The sequence below is a fragment of the Nocardia sp. bgisy118 genome (genome assembly GCF_057708605.1).
In genome coordinates this window covers 34606-59419 of record NZ_JBYISM010000031.1, presented here as the reverse complement: position 1 = coordinate 59419, position 24814 = coordinate 34606, and the positions used below count along the sequence as shown (strand labels likewise).

Genomic DNA, 24814 nt, shown 5'->3' with positions numbered 1-24814 from the left:
GGTTTTCCACCCGTGCCGCGGACATCGCCGTCAGTCCTCTGATGAGTTGTTGTAAGCCATGTCGATCAAGTCATCGATATCGAGCTCGTCGATCGATTCATCCGAGATGCTCTGATCGATCTCGCTGTGGCTTTCCTGTCCATGTGCGAGCTGCATGAGTGCATCCAGCAGGCCCGCGTCGCGGAGACGGGCGACGGGGATCGTTTGCAGGGCTCTGCGAATATCGTCTTCCGACGAATCCGTCGATCGGCCGGAGTTGCGGTGGTCGGTGAACTCGTCGGCCAGGTATTTGGCCAAAGCCTCCGGTGACGGGTAGTCGAACACCAGAGTCGCGGGCAACCGCAGACCTGTAACGGATTTGAGGGCGTTGCGGAATTCGATAGCGGTGATCGAATCGAAGCCCAATTCGTTGAAGGCCCGGTCCGCCGCAATCGCATTCGCATTCTGATGACCCAGCACCGCCGCGACCTGACCGCGAACGATTTCGACGAGCACACCGAGACGTTCGCTGTCGGGTGTGTTCGCCAAACGGGCACGAAGCGCCGTGGGTGCGCCCGAGGCTGTTGCGCGGCGCGCGGGTACCAGGCCGGACAACAGGGTCGCGGCGAACCCCGTGCTGCGGAGACTCGCCAGATCGAGACGGGCGAGAATGGGAGCCGCCGTGCCGATCTCGGCAGCGGCATGGAACAGCGCCAAGCCCTGTTCTTCCGACAAGGGCAGCATGCCCGTACGAGACATGCGGTGCCGATCGACGTCGCTGAGCTCCGCGCCCATCCCGCCATCCATGCTCCACAGACCCCACGCCAGAGACCGGCCGGAGCGCCCGGATGCCCTGCGGTGTGCCGCGAGTGCGTCCAGGCAGGCGTTGGCCGCGGCATAGTTGCCCTGACCAGGGCTGCCGAATGCTCCGGCCGCCGAGCTGAACAGCACGAACGCTTTCAACGGCAGATCGGCGGTCAATTCGTGCAGGTGCAGAGCGGCATCGACCTTGGGCCGCAAAACCACGTCCATCCGATCCGCGGTCAGCGAAGCGATGGCGCCATCGTCGAGCACACCGGCCGTATGGAACACGCCGGTGAGCGGACGGCTCGCGGGAACGTCCGCCAACACCTCGGCAAGCGCCCCACGGTCGGCGACATCGCAGGCGGCGAACTCGACTTCGGCGCCGAGACCCTGCAACTCCGCCCGCAGCTCAGCAGCGCCGGGAGCGGATTCACCACGGCGGCTCAGCAACAGCAGGTGACGGACACCCAGCGCGTCGACCAGATGCCGGGCGAACAATCCACCGAGGAAGCCGCTGGCACCGGTGATCAGAACCGTCTCGTCCGGACCGAAAGTGGGGCTCGGAGCCGAAGCGGTCGCCTGAGTGGCGGCCGCTCGGGTGAGTCGCGCGCCGTGTACCTGTCCACCGCGCACGGCCACCTGCGGTTCCTCCGCGGCCAGAATCCCGCCGAGCAGCCCCTCGATGTCGGAATCGGTGTCCACCAACATGATCCGGCCCTGACTCTCCGCCTGCGCGGAACGAACCAGGCCACCCACAGCAGCACCGGCCAGATTCGTAATGTTCTCCCCGGCAACCGATACCGCACCACTGGTCCGAACCACCAGCACCGAATCAACGGACCGCTGATCGGCAATCCAGGACTGAAGCGCTTGCAGCACATCGTAAGTCGCGGCACGAACGGCTGCGGGATCGTTGCCCGTCGGGCATTCCAATATGACCGCCGCCGGGACCTCGTCACCGAGATCCGCCCAGGACACTGCGCTGACCTCGGCATCGGACACCGAGATCGGTGTCCAACCAACCTGGAACATCGCATTACCGGCAGTGGACGCACCGGCCGTGAGCTGTGCGGGATCGATGGGCCGGGAAGCCAGATGCCGCACCGTGGCGACCGGAGCGCCCGACGGATCCGCCAGATCCAGAGCGGCACCGTGCTCACCGACGCGGGTGAGCCGAACACGCAAGGCGTTGGCACCGGCCGCGTGCACGGTGACACCGGACCACTCGAACGGCAGCGCGAGCCCACTTCCCTCCGCGGGCGTGTGCCCGGCGATGAGCAGTGCGTGCAAGGCGGAGTCGAACAGCGCGGGGTGAACCCCGAAACCCTCGGCATCCCGCGGATCCGGCAGCGCGACCTCGGCGAACAGCTCGTCGCCACGCTGCCAAGCCGCCTGCAAACCCTGGAAGACCGGGCCATACCCATACCCGGCATCGAGCAGCTCGTCGTACACACCGTCGATCGGCAACGGCTGCGCACCAACCGGAGGCCAGGAGGTGAGATCGGCATCGGCCGCCACCTCGCCCGGGGCAAGGATACCTTCGGCGTTCAGCGTCCACGACGACGCCGAAGCGACATCGTCAGGGCAGGAGAAGATCCGCACCACGCGACGGCCCGTCGGGTCCTGGTCGCCGACCACAATGCGCAGCGCGAGCCCACCGGACTCCGCCAGCACCAGCGGGGCCTGTAGGACCAGCTCCTCCAGGGTCGAGCAGCCGACCTGCTCCGCCGCGTGCAGGGCGAGTTCGACGAGACCTGTGCCGGGGAACAGTACGGTGTCCATCACCCTGTGGTCGGCCAGCCATGGGTACGTCTGCGCCGACAGACGGCCGGTGAGGGTCACCGCGTCGGAGTCCGGTTGCGATATCACCGCCGAAACCAGGGGATGTCCGGTTGCCACCAGACCCATCGCCCGAGCGTCACTGCCACCGGCCAACCCTTCGGCCATCCAATAGCGTCGACGCTGGAAGGCGTAGGTGGGCAAGTCGATTCGCCAACCTCCGGAACCGGCGTACAGACCGGCCCAATCCACCGTCGAACCTGCGACATGCAACCGGGCGAGACCCGTCAGCAGGGTCGAGGGATCCGCATTGTTTCGTCTGGTCAGCGGGACTGTGGTCGCGGTGTCGAGGGTCTGGACGATCATCGGGGCCAGCACCGCATCGGGCCCGACCTCGGCGAACCTGGTCACGCCCATGCCCGCCATCACGGCGACCGCATCAGCGAATCGCACCGTTTCGCGGACCTGACCGACCCAGTACGACGGATCCGACATCTCGTCACCGACCCGGGCGCCGGTCACTGTGGACACCAACGGGATGGCGGGCCGACCGAACGCCAAACCCTGTACCACCGAAGCGAACTCAGCCAGCATCGGCTCCATCAGCGCCGAATGGAAAGCGTGCGAAACCCGCAACCGATGCGTCCGCCACCCACGATCGACACAACGATCGACCACAGCGGCGACATCGGCCTCGACACCGGAGAGCACCACCGACGACGGACCATTGACCGCCGCGATCGACACCTCGAGCTGGGCTTCGACACCTCCCAGCAACGCCAGCACCTCGGCGACCTCGTCTTCCGACGCACCCACGGCCACCATCGCCCCACCCGCGGGCAACGCCTGCATCAACCGGCCACGCGCCGCTACCAGCACACACGCATCCCCGAGCGACATCACCCCCGCCACATGCGCAGCCGCGACCTCGCCGATCGAATGACCGGCCACCACATCCGCACGCACGCCCCACGACTCCAGCAGCCGGAACAACGCCACCTCGAACGCGAACAAACCCGCCTGAGCGAACACCGTCGCATCGACCAGGCCATCGCTCGACAGCGCCGCACCCAGCGAAACCGACTGCCCCAACAACGGATCCAACTCAGCCACGATCGCATCGAAAGCCTCGGCGAACACCGGATACGCACCACGCAGCTCAGTAGCCATACCCGCCCACTGCGCACCCTGACCGGAGAACACCACACCAGTCGAACCCGGCACCACACGACCGGTCACCACACCGGGCGCCTGCACGTCGGCGGCCAGCGCCCGCACTCCGGCGAGCAGACCGTTGCGGTCATCGGCCATGACAACAGCACGATGCTCGAAGACACCACGCGTCGACGCCAACGAGTAACCCACATCGATCGGATCGTGGTCGTCGACATACGACGCCAGACGGGCGGCTTGACTCGCGAGAGCCTCGCCACTACGTGCCGAGAGCACCCACGGCAGCACTCCACCGGCCGAGCCGATACTGACCGCAGGCACCGATCCCAGCGCCGGCACCGAACCCACCACCGGCGGAGCCTGCTCCACGATGACGTGCGCATTCGTGCCACTGATACCGAACGACGACACACCGGCACGACGCGGCCGATCCACGACCGGCCACGGCACCGACTCGGTCAACAACCGAACGTGGCCCTCGGACCAATCGACCTTGGTACTCGGCTGATCGACATGCAGGGTCTGGGGCAGCACACCGTGCCGCATCGCCATCACCATCTTGATCACACCACCCACACCCGCGGCGGCCTGCGCGTGACCGATGTTGGACTTCAACGATCCCAGCCACAACGGACGATCCGGGTCACGATCCTGCCCGTAGGTAGCCAGCAATGCCTGGGCTTCGATCGGATCGCCCAACGTGGTGCCGGTGCCATGCGCTTCCACAGCATCGACCTCGACCGGGGACACTCCGGCATTCGCCAGTGCTTGGCGGATCACTCGCCTTTGCGAGGGACCGTTCGGCGCGGTCAAACCATTCGACGCACCATCCTGATTCACCGCCGAACCGGCAAGCACCGCCAACACCTGATGACCATTGCGGCGGGCGTCGGACAACCGCTCCAACACCAGCACACCGGCGCCTTCGGACCAGCCGACACCATCGGCGGCATCGGCGAACGACTTACACCGTCCATCCGGCGACAACCCACGCTGACGACCGAACTCGAGGAACATATCCGGTGTCGCCATAACCGCCACACCACCGGCCAACGCCAGATCACACTCGCCCGACCGCAACGACTGCCCGGCCAGATGCAGGGCCACCAGCGACGACGAACACGCCGTATCCACGGTGACCGACGGCCCTTCCAGACCGAACACATACGACACACGACCCGAGACCAAACTGCCTGCGGCACCGCTACCGGTCCCGGTTGCCTGGGCGTAGTCGTGGTACATCAGACCGGTGAACACGCCGGTCGAACTGCCCCGCAGCACCGCCGGATCCATACCGGCCCGTTCCAACGCCTCCCACGAGACCTCCAAAAGCAACCGCTGCTGGGGATCCATCACCGTGGCCTCGTTGGGGCTGATTCCGAAGAAGTCCGCGTCGAATTCGGCTGCGGAGTACAAGAACCCACCACTGCGCGTATAGGTCTTGCCCGCCTTACCGGGTTCGGGATCGTAGATGCCCTCGATGTCCCAGCCTCGATCCACCGGCATCTCCCCGGTGGTATCGACGCCCGAGACGACCAGATTCCACAGGTCCTCCGGCGAGGCGACCCCACCTGGATAACGGCAGGCCATCGCGACCACAGCGATCGGCTCGTCGTCGGCTCGAACCCGACTGACCGCGTGCTCTTCGACAGCTTCGGTACCGGTGAGTTGCGTACCGATGAACTCGGCCACGACTTGCGGATTGGGGTAATCGAAGATGAGCGTGGCCGGGAGCTGCAGACCGGTCGCGGTGTTGAGCTTGTTGCGGAACTCGACGGCGCTCAACGAGTCGAACCCGAGCTGCTGGAAAGCCTGCTGGGGTTCGACGGAATCGAGGGAGGCGTGTCCGAGGATGCCCGCGGCAACCGACCGGACGAGGTCGACCAGAGCACCTTCGCGGTCGGAATCCGACAGGCCTGCCAGCGTCTGTAGAAACGCCTGACCCGCGGGGGTCCGGCTGGGGCGGCGCACAGGTGCCGGTGCCATCGAGCGGACGAGAGCCGGGATCTGCTCGCCCCGTGTTCGAAGCACCGCGGGATCGACCCGCAGTGCTACCAGCTGAGCGGTATCGGCGGCGATCGCCGCATCGAACAATGCCAGACCCTCGGCCTCGGTCAGCGGCGGGAAGCCCTGCCTGCGCATCCGATCGAAATCGTCCTCGGACAGCTCGATACCGAGCCCGCTCGACCGCGCCCACATGCCGTAATCGAGGGAGGTCGCAGGCAGCCCCAACCTGTGACGATGCACCGCGAGGGCATCCAGGAAGACGTTGGCCGCAGCGTAATTGGCTTGTCCCGCGGCCAGCACCAACCCACCCGCCGAGGACACCAGCACGAACAGCGACAGCGATCGATCACGCGTGAGCTCGTGCAGATGCCATGCGGCATCGACCTTGGGCCGGAAAACATACCCGATCCGGTCCACCGTCATCGACTCGATCACACCGTTGTCGGCAGTTCCCGCCGCGTGCACCACACCCACCAGGGGATGCTCGTCGGAGATGCCGTCCAGCAGCGCGGCCAGCGCGGACCGATCGGACACATCACACGCGGCAATGGTGACCTCGGCGCCGAGCTCGACCAACTCGTCACGCATCTCAGCGGCACCCGGAGCGTCCAGGCCTCGCCGAGACGTCAAAAGCAGATGTCCCACACCATGTTCGGTCACCAGATGCCGAGCGATCACGGCACCCAGACCACCGGTACCACCGGTAACCAGCACGGTGCCAGGCTCTGTCAGCCGAGCGATCGTGCCCGGTGCGTGGCGGATCAAACGCGGCACGAGCAGAGTCGTGCCGCGTAGCGCGGCCTCCGGTTCCCCAGCAGCGGCTGCCACTGCGGTCGCGACAGCGAACATGTCACCGTCCTGATCCAGATCGACAAGCTGGAACCGACCCGGGTGCTCGGCCTGCGCGGCACGCAGCAGCCCCCACACCGGCGCTTGATCCAGACGCACCTGCTCGGAATCGGCAACGGCCACCGCCTGCCTGGTCGATACGACCAAACGGGAAGCAGCGAAACGGGTTTCGGCCATCCAGCCCTGGACGTTGTCGAGCACAGAGGTCACGACCTGCCGTGCCGCCGCTGTCGGCGGACCGTCCTGGAGCGGGCACTCGAGCAGCACGATGTCGGGAACAGCCGACTCCTCGGCCGCATCCAGATCGGTGATCAACGCCGCGAGATCACGATAGCGCCGCACTCCGTCGGAACTCTGGTCACCGCGGTTCTCGCCGGAACCGAGGACCGCCACGCGGCCCGGGTCGACACTCACCGCTGACGAGGCCGCAACGGTGACCCATTCCACGCCGAAGAGGGCCTCCGACACCCGGCCCGCGCCCAGGCGTTCGGCCGACACCGGCCGAGACACCAGAGCACCCACCGACAGCACCGGCCGGCCCTGGTCATCGGCTATCTGCACCGCGAAGTCGTCGCCTTCGGGGACGCTGTGTACCCGCACGGCGGCGGCACCGGTCGAGTGCATGACCACACGATTCCAGGCGAAAGGCAGCACCGCGGAATCATTTCCGCTGCGACGACCATGAATGATCTCGGTGTGCAGGGCCGCGTCGAACAATGCGGGATGGATTCCGAAACCCTTGGCATCCTGCGGATCCGGCAGCGCGACCTCGGCGAACAACTCATCGCCGCGCCGCCAAGCCGCCCGCAGACCCTGGAAGAACGGGCCATACCCGTACCCGAGTTCGAGCAACTCGTCATAGGCTCCGTCGATGTCCAACGGCTGCGCGCCAGCCGGAGGCCACGAAGTCAGATCGAAATCAGCCATGACGTCACCCGGGGCGAGCACGCCCTCGGCGTGGAGCGACCACGGACCCTCTGCGGCCTGTCGAGAATGGACGGTCAGTCGTCGGCGACCGGCCTCGTCGGCAGCGGTCACCACGACCTGTACCGCGACACTGCCTTCGGCGGGCAACGTCAACGCGGTGTGCAGGACGAGCTCGTCCACCACCGGGCAGCCCAGCAGACCGCCGACATAACCGGCCAGCTCGACGAATCCGGTACCCGGCAGCAACACGACTCCGTGCACGCTGTGGTCGGCCAGCCATTCGACGGAGTCCAGCGACCACCGGCCGGTGAGGCTCATTCCACCCGACTCCGGGTGCGGCACAACGGCACCGAGCAAGGGATGGTCCACCGTATCGAGCCCGACGGCGGTGATTCCGCCGAGTTCGGCACCGAGCCACGACTGGGCCAACATCTGCTTGGCGTCGAGCCAGAACCGCTCGTGTTGGAAAGCGTAGGTGGGCAGGTCGATTCGCCGAGCTCCGGTACCGGCGTAGAGACCGGCCCAGTCCACTTCGGCACCGGCCACGAACAACCCGGCCACCGCATTCAATACGGTTGAGGCATCTGCGTGGTCACGTCTGGTGACAGCGACTGTCGCTGCGTCACTGAGAGTTTGGGCGACCATCGGTGTCAAGACGGCGTCGGGCCCGACCTCGGCGAACCTGGATACACCCATGGCCGCCATCGCGGCGACCGCATCGGCGAACCGCACCGTGTCACGAACCTGACCGACCCAATACGACGGATCCGACATCTCGTCTTCGACGCGGGCACCGGTCACCGTCGACACCAACGGGATACTCGGGCGGGCGAACGCCAAACCCTCTATCGCCGAAGCGAACTCATCCAGCATCGGCTCCATCGACGCCGAATGGAAAGCGTGCGACACCCGCAGCCTGTGTATACGCCAACCCTGTTCGGCGCACCGATCGGCGACAGCCACGACATCGTTCTCGACACCGGAGAGCACTACCGACGACGGACCGTTCACCGCCGCGATCGACACCCCACCGGCCAGCAGCGGTAGTACGTCGGCCTCGGACGCACCGACGGCAATCATCGCCCCGCCCGCGGGCAGCGCCCACATCAACCGGCCACGCGCCGCCACGAGCACACACGCATCCGCCAACGACAACACACCCGCCACATGCGCGGCAGCGACCTCACCGATCGAATGTCCGGCCACCACATCCGCACGCACGCCCCACGACTCGAGCAGCCGGAACAACGCCACCTCGAACGCGAACAACCCCGCCTGCGCGAACACCGTCTGGTCGATCAGGTCATCGCTCACCAAAGCAGCACTCAGCGAAACAGTCTGCCCCAGCATCGGATCCAGTTCAGCGACGATCGCGTCGAAATGCTCGGCGAACACCGGATACGCACCATGGAGCGCGGCGGCCATGCCAGCCCACTGCGCACCCTGACCCGAAAACACCACACCCGTCGAACCCGGCACCACACGACCGGTCACGACGCCAGGAGCCTGCGCGCCGGCAGCCAATGCCCGCATACCTACGAGCAGACCATCACGACCCTCGGCCACCACGACTCCGCGATGCTCGAACACACTGCGCGTCGATGCCAGCGAGAAGCCGATATCGAGCGGATCATGTTCGCCCACACGCGATGTCAAACGATCGGCTTGATCGGCAAGCGCCTCGCGACCGCGGGCCGAAACCACCCACGGCAGCACAGCCGGGACGGTCCGCACAACCGGCGCCGGAGCAGGCTCCACCACCGACGCCTGTTCCAGGATGAGGTGAGCGTTGGTGCCGCTGATACCGAACGAGGACACACCGGCGCGGCGCGGCCGATCCACCTCCGGCCATGCCACCTGCTCGGTCAGCAACCGGATGTGGCCTTCGGACCAATCGACCTTTGTGGAGGGCTGATCGACGTGCAGGGTCTGCGGCAGCAGCCCGTGCCGCATCGCCATCACCATCTTGATCACACCGCCGACACCCGCCGCCGCCTGAGTGTGACCGATATTGGACTTCAACGACCCCAACCACAACGGACGATCCGCATCACGGGCCTGACCGTAAGTAGCAAGCAGCGCCTGCGCCTCGATCGGATCTCCCAAGGTGGTACCGGTGCCGTGGGCTTCCACCGCGTCGACCTCCGTTGGGGAGACCCCGGCATTCGCCAATGCTTGGCGGATCACCCGCCGCTGCGACGGACCGTTCGGCGCGGTCAAACCATTCGACGCGCCGTCCTGATTCACCGCCGAACCCGCGATCACCGCGAGAACCTCATGACCATTGCGGCGCGCGTCGGACAACCGCTCCAACACCAGCACACCGGCGCCTTCGGACCAGCCGACACCATCGGCGGCATCGGCGAACGACTTACTCCGCCCGTCCGGCGAAAGCCCCCGCTGCCGACTGAACTCGACAAAGACCTCCGGCGTCGCCATGACCGCCACACCACCGGCCAACGCCAGATCACATTCGCCCGACCGCAACGACTGCGCGGCCAGATGCATCGCCACCAGCGACGACGAACACGCCGTATCCACGGTGACCGACGGCCCCTCCAGACCGAACACATACGAAACTCGACCGGACGCGATAGATCCCGAATTCGAATTGACCGGATAGTCGTGATACATCATCCCGGTGAAGACCCCGGTCGAACTGCCACTCAGCACGGTGGGATCGACACCGGCCCGCTCCAATGCCTCCCATGAGGTCTCCAGCAACAGGAACTGCTGCGGATCCATCAGCGCGGCTTCATTGGGACTGATGCCGAAGAAGACAGGATCGAACTCGCCGGCAGAATGCAGGAATCCACCCTCACGCGTGTAGGTGGTGTGCGGTGTTTCGCCGGTGGGATCGTAGATACGTTCGGTATCCCAGCCACGATTCACGGGGAATTCCGACGTCGTGTCGATACCGTCTACGACCAAATTCCAAAGATCCTCGGGCGAACTGACACCACCCGGGTACCGGCAAGCCATGCCGACGATCGCAATAGGTTCGTCGGCAACAACTTTGGCGGCAGTGACCGCGATGTCCTCTCCTGCGCCGGTGAGCTCGCCCGCGAGGTATGTGGCCAGCGCCTGTGGTGTCGGGTAGTCGAAGACCACCGCGGCCGAAAGCGACAGGCCGGTGGCGGTTTTGAGCCGGTTGCGCAGCTCGACCGCGCTCAGCGAATCGAAGCCCAGGTCCTGGAACGCGCGATCGGGATCGATCGCGGACGCACTGTCATGACCGAGGACGGCCGCGACGTACGTGCGCACGGTATCGAGTACCGCCTGCTGCTGTCGATCGGCGTCCAGACCGGCCAGCCGCTGCTGGAGACCGGACATCACCGCCGATGTCGCCGCCGCCGGCCGCCGGGCGGCTCTCGGCGCCAGTTCCCGCAGCAGCGGTGGCAGCAGTCCGGCATCGGCCTGGGCACGAATCGCGGCGGTGTCCACCGCGGCGATCACCGCGTGTGCCACGCCGCGGTCGAGCACCGCATTCCAGCCGGCCAACGCCTGCTCATCCGGCATCGCGGTGAATCCGCCCCGGCTCATCCGGGCCACATCGGTCTCACTCAGGTGTCCGGTCATGCCCCCCGAGCGTGCCCACGGACCCCACGCCAGCGATTGGCCGGCCAGCCCTCGTGCACGACGGTGCGCCACCAGCCCGTCGAGGAAGGTATTCGCGGCCGCGTAGTTGGCCTGTCCTGGTCCGCCGATCGTGCCCGACACCGACGAGAACACCACGAACGCCGCAAGATTCAGCTCCGCGGTCGCCTCGTGCAGGTACCAGGCGGCATCCACCTTCGGCGCCAGGACTGCGTCCAACCGTTGTGCGGTCAGCGACGCGATGATCCCGTCGTCGAGCACACCCGCGGCATGGATCACGCCCGTCAACGGCCACTGTGCAGGCGCTTCGGCAGGCAGCCCCGCCACCGCGTCGGTGTCGGTGACGTCGCAGGCCACCACCCGAACCTGTGCGCCCAGTTGCTCCAACTCGGCGCACAGCGGTGCCACGCCGTCGGCCCGCGGACCGCTGCGGCTCACCAGTAGCAACGACCGCACGCCGTGCTCGGCCACCACGTGGCGGGCCACCACCGCACCCAAACCACCTGTGCCGCCGGTGATCAGCACCGTTCCCGTGCCGAAGGCGGAAGCATCATCGCCAGGTACGGAAGGCACCACGGTCGCGGGTCGGGTGAGCCGAGCGGTGTGGGTGACTCCGGCGCGCACGACCACCTGGGGTTCGCCCACGGCCATGACAGTGGCCGCGAGTTGCTCGTCGATGCCGGTGTCCGCATCGACCAAGACGATTCGGCCCGGATCTTCCGTCTGCGCTGTGCGCACCAAACCCCACACCGCGGCGCCGGCAAGGTCGGTGAGGTCTTCATCGGGCAGCGCGACCGCGCCGCGCGTGGCGATCAGCAGGGTGCTCGAGGCGAACCGGTCCTGATCCAGCCATGCCTGCACCACCTCGAGGATCCGCGCGACCTCGGAATGGGTGGCGGTCACCACATCGGTGCCGGTGTGTTCGTCCCACCCGAACCCGGCCTCGACCACCACCACCGGGGGTACCGGCGACTCCGGATCCAGGTCCCACCGACCCACGGCCACATCTCGAGGTGTTACCGCCACCACCGCGGACTCGGACGCGGTCGGCGACCACACCAGTTCCAGTACCGGATCGGCCGAGCCCGCGGCAGCCGCGGCGAGCTGCTCGAGTGGCATCGGCCGGGTCTTCACCGATCCCGACAACACCGGCTGTCCCTGCTCATCGGCTACCGACACCGACACCGACGATCCGGTCGTGGTCAGACGTACGCGCAGCACCGACGCTCCGGCCGCGTGCAGCGACACCGATTCCCACGAGAACGGCAGCACGACCTGCCCGGCCCCGACCGTGAACGGTGAATCAGGCTTTCCCGCAGCGCTTTCGAGTACACCGGCCAGCAGTCCCGCCTGCAGGGCAGCATCCAGCAGTGCCGGATGGATCCCGAATCCTTCGGCTCGCACCCCGGTGTCCGCATCGACGGCGATCTCGGCGAACACGTCCGCACCGCGTCGCCACAGCGCCCGCACACCCTGGAACGCCGGACCGTAGTCGTAACCACGCGCCAGCAGCTCCGGGTACGCGGCCGCGACATCGATACCACTCGACGCGGCCGGCGGCCATGCCGCCGGTTCGGGTTCGGTCATGTCGTCGTGGGTGGTCAGCAGCCCTCGCGCGTGCAGTACCCACTGTCCGTCGCGGTCGTGTTCATCGCGGGAGTAGATCGATATCGGCCGCTGCGGGGACTCGTGTTCGGGCCCGCCGACGATGACGTGGATCTGCACACCGCCTGCCGCGGGCAGCAGCAGTGGCGCCTGTAGCGTCAATTCCTCGATCACCGGACACCCGGTGACGGCGCCTGCACGCAACGCCAGCTCCACAAACCCGGTGCCCGGCAACAACACCGACCCGGCTACCGCATGGTCGGCCAGCCAGGGCTGTGTCGCTACCGACAATCGGCCGGTCAACAGCACGCCACCGGACTCAGGCACCGACACCATCGCGCCCAGCAACGGATGGTCCACCGCACCCAAACCAACGGATTCGACACCCGCCGTGCCGGCAGTGGCCTCGAGCCAGTAGCGACGGCGCTGGAACGCATAGGTGGGCAACGCGACCCTATCCGTGCGGCGGCCCGCATACAGCGGCGTCCAGTCCACCCCTACACCGACGACAGAGGCTTGTGCCAGCGCGGACACGAACTGAGTCGGCTCGTCGATCGAGCGCCGGGCGGCCGCGACCACTATCGACTTGGCCTCGACGGCCGGAGTTTCGACAAGACATTGCCGAGTCATCGCGGCCAGCACCGCATCCGGTCCGATCTCCACGAATCGCCGCACACCCGCCTCGACCAGGGCGTCGATCCCTGGTGCGAACCGGACACACCGCCGCACCTGCTCGACCCAGTACGCGGGATCGGTCAGCTCGGCAGCGACCACGACCGCCGAAACGTTCGACACGATCGGCAAGGACGGCTCGCGGTACGTCAATCCTTCGGCGACAGCGCGGAACTCGTCGAGCATCGGCTCCATCGACACCGAGTGGAACGCGTGGCTGACCCGTAGCCGGGAGGTCTTCACTCCATCCGCAACCAGCCGATCACCGATCTCGTCTATCACCGACGCTTCCCCGGACAACACCACCGACGACGGGCTGTTCACCGCCGCCAACGACACCCGGCCGCCGAACTCGGCCAGCACCTCCAACGCCTCGGCCTCTGACACCGCGACCGCGAGCATTGCCCCGCCCTCCGGCAAGGCACCCATCAACAGACCACGCGCCACAACCAGCGCACACGCGTCCTCGAGCGACCACACCCCCGCCACATACGCCGCCGCCAACTCACCGATCGAGTGCCCGATCAGCAGATCCGGTGTCACACCGAATGATTCGATCAACCGGAACAACGCCACCTCGAACGCGAACAACGCCGGCTGGGTGAATTCGGTCCGATCCAACACACCCTCGGTGTCGGCGAACATCAACTCCTTCAAGGACAGCGCGGAGCTCCTCGATGGGTGGGCCCGACCCAACAACGGATCGACCTGCGCGCACACCTCGTCGAACGCCGCCGCGAATACCGGAAACGCGTCGTACAGACCCGCACCCATCCCCATCCGCTGCGCACCCTGCCCCGTGAACAGAAACGCCGTCTTCCCCGAACCCGCCGACCCCTCGATCGTGCGCGGCGAACCCACCGCCAAATCGGCCAGACCCGCCAGCAGTTCGTCCCGATCCCGACCGACGACGACACCCCGGCGCTCCAGCAATGCCCGCGAGTCCACCAATGACCGCGCCGCCGACCAGATGTCGACCTCCGGGCGATCGACCAACCACGCCCGCAACCGCTCGGCCTGCGCCCGCAGGCCCTCCTCCGATGTGGCCGAGATCGTCCACGCCACAGCGGCATCGATGTCCGGCAAGGCCGATCCGTGCTCAGGCATCGATACCGCCTGGGCCGGAGCCTCCTCGATGATCACGTGCGCGTTGGTGCCGCTGACTCCGAACGAGGACACACCGGCGCGGCGAACCGTCCCCCCTGCGCGCCATGGTTCCGCCCGAGACAGCAGTCGCACCGCGCCTGCCGACCAATCCACGTGCGGGGACGGCGTTTCCGCGTGCAGGGTCGCGGGCAGGGTTTCGTGTCGCAGCGACTGCACCATCTTGATCACGCCACCGACACCGGCCGCCGCGACGGTGTGACCGATATTCGATTTGATCGATCCGATGCGGAGCGGCTCCCGATCCCCACGCTCCTGCCCGTACGCGGCGATCAACGCGTTGGCTTCGATGGGATCTCCCAGCGGAGTGCCGGTCCCGTGCGCTTCCACCGCATCCACGTCGGCGGGCGTGAGCCCGGCATTCGCGAGGGCCTGCGCGATCACTCGCTCCTGCGACGGACCGTTCGGCGCTGTCAGGCCATTGCTCGCACCGTCCTGATTCACCGCACTGCCCCGGACGACGGCCAGGATGTCATGGCCGAGCCGCTGCGCATCCGACAGCCGCTCCAAGACCAGGACGCCCACGCCTTCGGCGAAGGCCACACCGTCGGCCGCGGCGGAGAACGCCTTGCAGCGGCCATCCGGCGACAGGCCGCGTTGCCGCGCGAAATCAACGGAGAGATAAGGGGTTGCGGCCACGGTGACGCCGCCGGCCAGGGCCAGTGACGTTTCGCCCTGACGCAGGGCCTGACACGCCAGATGCAATGCCACCAGTGAGGACGAGCATGCGGTATCGATCGTGACCGCTGGTCCCTCGAGGCCGAACACGTATGCGACGCGGCCGGAGATGACACTGTGGGTGGTGCCGGTCAGCCGGAACCCTTCGAGATCGCCGGTGACGCGGTCGACATATCCGGAGGCGCACGCGCCCGCGAACACGCCGGTATCGCTGCCGCGCAACGCGATCGGGTCGATTCCGGATTGCTCCAGTGCCTCCCAGGATGCTTCCAGCAGCAACCGCTGCTGCGGATCCATCGCCAGGGCTTCCCGCGGGCTGATTCCGAAGAATCCGGCGTCGAAATCACCGGCATCGTCGAGGAATCCGCCGCCGCGGCTGTAGACCGTGCCGGGTCTATCCGGATCCTGGTCGATCAGCTGGTCGAGATCCCACCCACGATCGTTCGGGAATTCCGTGGTGGCATCGGTACCCGACCGCACCAGATCCCACAACTGGTCCGGGGTTCGGACGCCGCCGGGGAATCGGCAGCTCATGCCGACGATCGCGATGGGCTCGTCCACGCGGACGCGGCGCGACACCCGGGTCGTTCCGGAACCGGACGCCGCTCCCTCGATCTTGGAGTGCAAGAGGGTGGCCACCGCCGCGGCGGTGGGGTGGTCGAAGACCATGGTGGACGGTAGCTGGACACCGGTGGCCTTCGACAGGCGGTTGCGGAATTCGACGCCGCCGAGCGAGTCGAATCCCAGTGTGTCGAATCGCTCGTCGGGACTGATGTCTTCGGCGGAGCCGTGCCCAAGGACGGCTGCCGCGTGCTCCCGGACGAGTTCGAGCACCACCTCGGCGCGTTTGGCCTCCGGTACCCGGCTCAGTCGAGTGCCGAGCGAACTCGACGCGGCCGCGGTCGGGGCTGTGGTGCGGGGCAGGTAACCGCGCAGCACCGCAGGCACCGCACCGTCGCGCGCTTCGCGCCGCAGCTCCGCCGGGTCGAACCCGATCGCAGCCAGGTGCGCGGCGGCGCGTGCGGTGGCCGCATCGAACAGCCGGAGACCTTCGTCGTTCCCGAGCGGGTGGAGACCGAGCCTCTCCCAGCGGGCGACGGCGCTGCGGTCCAAAGCGCCGGTCATACCGGCGGCGGAATTCCAGGGCCCCCACGCCAGCGAAATCGCGGACAGTCCTTCGGCTCGGCGACGGTGCGCCAGTGCGTCGAGGAATGCGTTGGCTGCCGCGTAGTTGCCCTGTCCCGCCGATCCGATCGTTGCCGCGATGGACGAGAACAGCACGAAGGCCGACAGGTCACGGTCGCGACTGAGCTCGTGCAGATGCCACGCGGCCGCAGCCTTCGAGTCGAACACTCGCCGCAGTTGCTCGGCGGTCAGGCCTGCGAGGGTGCCGTCGTCGAGGACACCCGCCGCATGTACTACGCCGGTCAGCGGATGATCGGCGTCGATCGAATCCAACAGCGAACGGAGGGCTGCTCGATCGCCCACATCGCAGGCCGCCACGCTGACGCCAGCTCCGGCCGCCGACAGCTCGGACACCAGTTCCGTCGCACCGTCGGCAGTTTCGCCACGCCTGGACACCAGCAGCAAACGGCGGACTCCGTGTGCGGCGACCAGACGTCGGGCCACGAGGGCGCCGAGGCCACCGGTGCCACCGGTTATCAGTACGGTGCCATCGCCAAATGACGGGTGGGCCTGCGTCGCGTAGCGACTCGATGAGGGGTGGTGGTCGGGCGACGGGTGGGCCTGTCCCTCGGCATCGTGTTCGGCTCGTGCTTTCGCGAGCCTGGGCATGAGCAATGCTCCGGCGCGCACCGCGACCTGTGGTTCGCCTGCCGCGATCACCGCACCGATCGGCATCGAATCACCCAGGGGCGCAGCGGCCGACGGATCGGCGTCGACGAGAACGAACCGACCCGGATATTCGGATTGGGCGCTACGCATCAGCCCCCAGACGGCTGCCGCGGCGAGATCCGGCGCCTCGCCAGGCAGCGCGGCACCGTTGGTGGTCACCAGAACCAGCCGAGTGTCGGCCAGGCGGTCTTCGGCCAGCCAGGCCTGCACCGTCGCCAAGACCGTTTCCAGGTGGCCGCGAACGGCCGCCGGATCGTCGGCCGCGGCGCTGTCCTGCGGATGCCAGATCACGACATCCGGAATAGTCGGTGCCGCAGCGAGTTCCGATGGGCTCGGCGAGCAGGTGTCGATTCCGGCGATCGGCACCGAACCGAGGACGGCCATCCGTTCCGCGGACGGACTCGGTGCCGTTGCCTGCACGGGCATCCACTGGACGCCGTAGAGATCGGCGTCGTCCCCGGCCACTGTGCCGCGCATCTGTTGTACGTCGTAGGGCCGCATGACGACCGCGTCGACGGAGACCACCGGCCGCCCCGAATCGTCCACGGTCGCGACGGAGATCGTCTCCGGCCCGGTCGCCGTGGCGATGACCCGCAGCGTCGTCGCCTTGACCAGCGGCTGGTGCAGTCGCGCCCCGCCCCAACGGAACAGCAACCGGCCGGTGTTCGGATCGCTGCCTTGATCGCGCCAGACGAGCCCTGCCAGACCGGCGTGCATCACGAGGTCGAGCAGAGCGGGATGCAGATCGAACCGCTCCGGTTCGGCCGCGGCTGCGGTATCCAGGGTGATCTCGGAGAAGACGGTCCCGCCCCGCTGCCACGCGGCGTCGACACCGAGGAACGCGGGACCGTATTCGAGTCCGGAGCCCTTCGCGATCTGCTCGGGAATCCATGCCGTGTCGAGGGTTTCGGCGTCGACCGGCGGCCAAGCCTCATCGCGCAGCTGATTCAGCAGCGCGTCGTCGCCGTCCCAGGAGGGGGCCAGTACGCCACTGGCGTTGCGCACCCATTCGCCCGCTCGGCGACCTGTCTTACGGAAGTAGAAGCTGAACTGCCGTCGCCCGGTCCGGTCCGGCTCCTGCACCGACACCTGGAGCTCGACCTCGTCGTCCTCCGACGGAAGGATCGGAGCCTCCAGGGTCAGCTCCTCGACGACGCCGCAATCTATTCTGCTGCCCGCTACGAGGAGGAACTCGACGAGCGTCGCACTCGGCAGCACCACGGTGCCGTAGGTCATATGGTCGGCGACCCACGGGTCGGTCGGCAGCGAGAACCGGCCGGTGAAAACGAACTCGTCCTTGCCTGCCACCGGCACCACGCCGGTGAGCAACGGGTGGCCGTGGGCGTCGCCGGTGGCTTCGGGACGCGGCGGCAACCAGAATCGCTGGTGTTGGAAGGCGTACGTGGGCAGGGGAACTCGCGGCATCGCACGGCCACCGAACAGTGACGTCCAGTCCACCCGCACGCCGGACGTGTGAGCGTGCGCCAACATCGTCAGGAACTGTTGGGGCTCATCGTGATCCCGGCGCGTAGCCGCGGCAACCACCGACGACTCCACGCTGTCCGGAAGGGTCTGCCGGGTCAGCGCCGCCAGCACCGCGTCGGGCCCCACTTCCAGGAAGCGACGCACACCCGAGTCGATCAACGTCTCGATACCCGGCGCGAATCGCACCGCGGCCCGCACTTGCCGGACCCAGTAGGCAGCTTCCATCACCTCGTCCCCGGCAAGCTGACCGGAAAGATTCGATACCACAGGAAGGCGCGGCCGGTTGTACGTCAAGTTCGCTGCGACAGATTCGAATTCGGCCAGCATCGGCTCCATCCGATGCGAGTGGAAGGCGTGGCTGACTCGCAGCCGCGAGGTCTTCCGGCCACGCTCGGCGAATCGAGCCTCGATTTCGGCGACCGCGTCCTCGTCACCCGAGATCACCAGGGCCGCAGGCGCGTTCACCGCAGCGACCGACACTCGCTCGGAATACCGAGCGACGACATCGTTCACTTCGCTTTCGGACGCCGCGATGGCCAGCATCGCTCCGCCCTCGGGCAACGCACCCATGAGACGGCCGCGCGCCGCCACCAACCGGCAGGCATCCTCGAGCGACCACAGACCCGCGAGGTATGCGGCCGCGACTTCGCCGATCGAATGGCCGATCAACACGTCCGGGGTGACGCCGAACGACTCCAGCAGCCGATACAGCGCTACCTCGAAGGCGAACAACGCAGGCTGGGTGAACTCCGTCCGATTCAGAATCGTGGCATCAGTACCGCCATGAGCGGCGCCGCTGAACATGAGTTGTTTCAGCGAGCACTCCAACACCGGATCGAACTGGGCGCACACCGAATCCAACACGTCGGCGAATACCGGGAACGCCTCGTACAAGCCTGCGCCCATGCCGATTCGCTGGGCACCCTGACCGGTGAACAAGAACGCCGTCGTCCCCGAGCCGATGGCGCCCGCGACGACACCGGAGCCGGTTCCCGATTCGGCAAGATCGGCCAGCCGCTCGAGCAACTCGGCCCGATCGCGACCGAGGATCACACTCCGCGAATCCAACTGCGCCCGGGACGTCGCCAGCGAATAGGCGGCATCGGCGATGTCGATCTCCGGCCGCTCCGACAACCATGCGCGCAGCCGTGCCGCCTGTGCGCGCAGGCCTGCCTCGCCCTTACCCGACACCAGCACCGGGGTGACCGGCACGGTGATAGTCGAGTGCCGCTCCGCTTCGTCGTCGATGTCACCCTCAGTAGCCGCTACCGGTGCAGCAGGTGCTTCTTCGAGGATCACATGCGCGTTGGTACCGCTGATCCCGAAGGACGACACACCGGCCCGACGCACTCGATCGCCTGCGGTCCACGGTTCGGCTTCGGTCAGTAGACGCACCGCGCCCGCATCCCAATCCACGTGCGGCGTAGGAGTTTCGACGTGCAGCGTGCGCGGCAGTCGTTCGTGCCGCATCGCCTGCACCATCTTGATCACACCGGCCACACCGGCAGCGGCGACCGTATGGCCGATATTCGATTTCAAGGAACCGATCCGCAACGATTCCCGATCACCGCGATCCTGTCCGTAGGCGGCGATCAACGCCTGCGCTTCGATCGGATCACCCAGGGTCGTGCCGGTCCCGTGCGCCTCCACGGCGTCGACATCGACCGCCGAGATCCCCGCATTGGCGAGGGCCTGCGCAATCACCCGTTGCTGGGCCGGACCGTTCGGTGCGGTCAGGCCGTTGCTCGCGCCGTCCTGGTTCACCGCACTACCGCGAACGACGGCCAGGATGTTGTGACCGAGCCGCCGCGCATCCGAAAGCCGCTCGAGCACAAGCACACCCGAGCCCTCTGACCACGCCACACCGTCGGCGGCGGCCGAGAACGCCTTGCACCGACCATCGGGTGACAGGCCGCGCTGGCGGGAGAAGTCCACGTACAGATACGGGCTGGCCGCCACGGTCACACCACCGGCGAGCACCAGCGAGCTGTCGCCCTGGCGCAGCGCCTGGCAGGCCAGGTGCAACGCCACCAGCGATGACGAGCACGCCGTATCCACCGTCACCGCAGGCCCTTCCAGGCCGAACGCGTACGCGACGCGACCCGAGATGACGCTGTGCGACGTGCCGGTCAGCCGGAAGCCCTCCAGGTCACCGGTCACCCGACGGGAGTATCCCGACGAGCAGGCACCGACGAAGACGCCGGTATCGCTGCCCCGCAACGACATCGGGTCGACACCCGCGTCCTCCAGGGCTTCCCATGCTGTTTCGAGCAGCAACCGCTGCTGCGGATCCATCGCCAGCGCTTCGCGAGGACTGATGCCGAAGAAGCCTGGATCGAAATCGCCTGCACCGCCCAGGAATCCACCGTGGCGCGTGTAGACCTTTCCAGGCTTGTCGGGGTCCGGGTCGAACAGCCGGTCCAGGTCCCACCCGCGGTCGGTGGGAAATTCGCCGATGACATCCCGGTCCGCCGCGAGCAGGTCCCACAGATCCTCGGCGGACCGAACGCCGCCCGGGAATCGGGCACTCATGCCGACGATCGCGATCGGCTCGTCCGACGCCGGGGATGGTCGGCCAGCGGAACGGGTGAGCTCAGCGCGCCGCTGCCCGCGGCCCGTCCCCGTGACCCGTTCCAGTAGTAACGCCGCGACCGCACTCGCGGTCGGATGGTCGAATATGAGCGTCTTCGGCAGCGGCACACCGGTGGCCCGCATCAGTCGGTTCTGCAGCTCCACTCCGCTGACGGAGTCGAAACCGAACTCGGTGAACGGCAGGTCGGGGTGGATCGACAGGGCCGACTCGTGGCCTAGGACGGCAGCGGCATGCTCACCAACGAGATCGAGAACTACTGTGTCGCGCTGATATTCGGGGACCGACAGCAGTTTGCGTGCCAGCGGGCCGTCGTCCCACGCTCCGGTCTGCTCCCTGCCCTCCGAAAGCTGGCCCTCGGAAATCTGCTCCTCGGTTATCGCAACGACGTCGGTTACGCGGGAAGCGACGGATGCACCGGCCCAGAAACTACGGCGCTGGAACGCGTACGGCGGCAGGTCGACCCGCGTCCCACCGGACACCAGCGCGCGCGGATCCACCGGCACACCGGCGCAATGGGCCTGTGCCAGCGACGCCATGAACCGTTCCGGTCCACCGTCACCGCGCCGCAACGATCCGACAACCTGCACGCCCTCGGCCGCACCGGCCGCCTCGGTGGTTACGCCGATGCCCATCGTGAGCACCGGATGCGGACTCGCCTCGATGAACCCGTTGATACCGTCACCGATCAGCGCCGTAACGGCATCGGCGAACCGAACCGGTTCCCGCAGTGACCGATACCAGTATTCGGCGTCCAGTTCCGCCGTATCCAACCGGTCGGCGAATACCGTGGAGAAGAAGGGCACCGACCCGGATCGCGGGCGGATCGGCTCCAGTTCCTCGAGCAGCCGATCACGCAGCCGCTCAACCGCTTTCGAATGCGACGCGTAATCCACCGGAATCCGGCGGGCCCATACACCGTCGCGGGCGCAGTCGGCGAGGAAGTCATCCATCGCCGAAACGTCACCGGCTATCACACTTTGCGCCGGTCCATTCACCGCCGCCAACGACAGCCGGTCCCCATACGCCGACAAACGTTCCCGGACCGCCTCCGCGCCGAGTCCGATCGAGGCCATACCGCCCTGTCCGGCCAGCTCATCGGCGACCGCCCGCGATCGGAGAGCCACCACACGCGCCGCGTCGGACAGCGATAGTCCACCGGCAACATAGGCGGCGGCGATCTCGCCCTGGGAATGGCCGATCACCACGTCCGGCTCCACGCCGGCCGCTCGCCACATCCGGGCCAGCGAGACCATCACCGCGAACAGCGTCGGCTGCACCACATCCACGCGATCCAGCGGGGGCGCGTCACCTTCGCGACGCAGCACCGCCGTCAGCGACCAGTCCACGTACGGCGCGAGCGCCGCTTCACATTCCGCAATCGACTCCGCGAACACGCCACCCGAATCCAACAGCCCGAGCGCCATCCCCTCCCACTGGCTGCCCTGCCCCGGGAAGACGAACGCGATCCGCCGCTGCTCGACCCGCGCGGTTGTCGGCTCGACCGCCACAGCGGGCGCGGTCGGGTCGGCCAGGGCCGCCAAGCCTGCCAGCAGCTCCTCGCGATCCCGCCCGACGACGTTGCCGCGCCATTCCATTCGGGCTCGCGTGGTCAGCAGCGAGTGCGCCACATCGACCGCATCCAGCTCCGGACGGCGGAGCAGCCACTCCCGGAGCCGGGCCGCTTGCGCACGCACGCCGTCCTCGCTGCGGGCCGACACTACTAACGGCACCGCCCCCGCAGCCCCGTCCACCGTGGCCGCGGCGGACCCGGCGGCGGGCGCCTCCTCCAGGATCACGTGGGCATTCGATCCCCCCATACCGAACGACGACACACCTGCCGTGCGGACGTTGCCCACGGGCCAGTTCTCGACGCCCGTCACCACCCGTAAACCCAGGTCCTCGAGTGGAATTCGCGGATTCGGCGTCTCGAAGTTCAGGCTGGCCACCAGTTCCCGGTTGCTCAGACAGAGCACGGTCTTGATGAGGCCCGCGATACCGGAAGCACCTTCCAGATGCCCGATATTCGTCTTGACCGATCCGACGGCCAGCGGCACATCCTGCGTCCGGCTCACGCCGTAGGTTTCGCCGAGCGCGGCGGCCTCCACCGGATCACCGGCGGGTGTTCCGGTCCCGTGCAATTCGACGTACTGCACCGACGGCGCCTCGACACCTGCCGCCGTCAGAGCCGAGCGGATCGCCGCGGCCTGCGCGTCCCGGCTCGGGGCGCTCAGCACTCGGCGTTCGTTGCCGGTGTTGACCGCACTGCCGCGGATCACGGCATGAATCCGGTCGCCGTCGGCGACCGCCTGCGCCAGTGGCTTCAGCACCACGATGCCGCCGCCCTCGCCGCGCACGAACCCGTCGGCCCGCGCATCGAAGGTGTAGCACCCGCCGAGCGCCGACTGCGCGCCGAACTGCTCGATACGCTCGCCGCTCGTAGGCGACAGAATGAGGTTCAGGCCACCGGCCAAGGCCACATCGCTCTCGCCGCTGCGCAGACTCTCACAGGCCAGATGAACCGCGACCAGCGAGGATGCTTGGGCGCTGTCGATTACGATGCTCGGGCCGCTGAAACCGAAGTAGTTCGAGACGCGGTTGGCGATGATGCCGCGTCCGACACCCCACAGCGAGTGGCGGCTGACACCCGGCCCGCCCTGGGAGGCCACGATTTCGGCGAAATCGCTTCCGGTGGAACCGAGGAACACACCACACCGCCGGGCGTCGCGCGCCGTGGCTGCCAGGCCTGCGTCCTCCAGCGCCTCCCAGCTCAACTCCAGTGCAAGCAACTGCTGCGGATCGAGCGCCCGCGCCTCGTTAGGCGAGACCCCGAAGAAGTCCACATCGAAATGCCCTGCGGTGTCGATGAATCCGGCACGCTCGGTGATGTTCTCTCGCCCGAGGGGAGCTGTGCCGATCTCGGCGCGCCCTTCCCTGAGCAGTTGCCAGAAACTGTCGAGATCGGCCGCGCCCGGCATTCTGCAGGACATGCCAACGATAGCGACGGCAAACGCCGATCCGGTCACCTCTGAACATCCTTCCTCAAGGCATGCTGTGACCCCCCGTAAGCATCTGACGTGTGTGTTTGTTGCCGATCACCGTTATCGGAGACGTTTGCCGGTCGCCCCGCCGGCAATGCGTTCTCGATTCGGCGTTTCCGCCGCGGCTCCTCAGCGATGGCGGTCGGTGAACGACCGCCGCCTCCCGCGACACCATCCGGATCGCGGAGCAGATCAGGTAACCATCAATTAGTAGGTCAAAATTTAGGTTTAAACTAAAGATTCTGTTAAACTGGGGTCCACTCAGACGTTTCCTACTTCGGCATAATGGATTTCGACGCGACCGAGGCTCGGCGAATCACCCCGAGGCATGCGTAACGCCTTCGCAGGCGACCCGGACCCCGAGGAGATGCGCGCAGACTGGACCCAGCTGTGCCGCCGGGCTCAGCAGAGCAATCGATCAGCGAGTGACGCTTCAGAAAACCGAAGCGTTACGGTGGCATGCCAGGGACGCAGCCTTCGCGCCATCGGGCGCGCGTAAGAGGGTGTAGTGCCCGAACAAGGTGCGTACGTCGCACCTACGCGATGGCGGTGTGGATTGGCACAATGATCCCTCTCGGATTTTCGTACGACAGCACACGATTCATGGTTA

At 67.1% G+C, this 24814-nt stretch carries 1 protein-coding gene; it reads right to left on the bottom strand.

Translation table 11 applies throughout. The annotated features are described in order from the left end of the window. Positions 1 to 30 precede the first annotated feature (30 nt). Positions 31 to 24189, bottom strand: coding sequence for an SDR family NAD(P)-dependent oxidoreductase (locus AC3EO7_RS30430; protein ID WP_435593098.1), 24159 nt, complete (start codon positions 24187 to 24189; stop codon positions 31 to 33). Between the last annotated feature and the right edge of the window lie 625 nt (positions 24190 to 24814).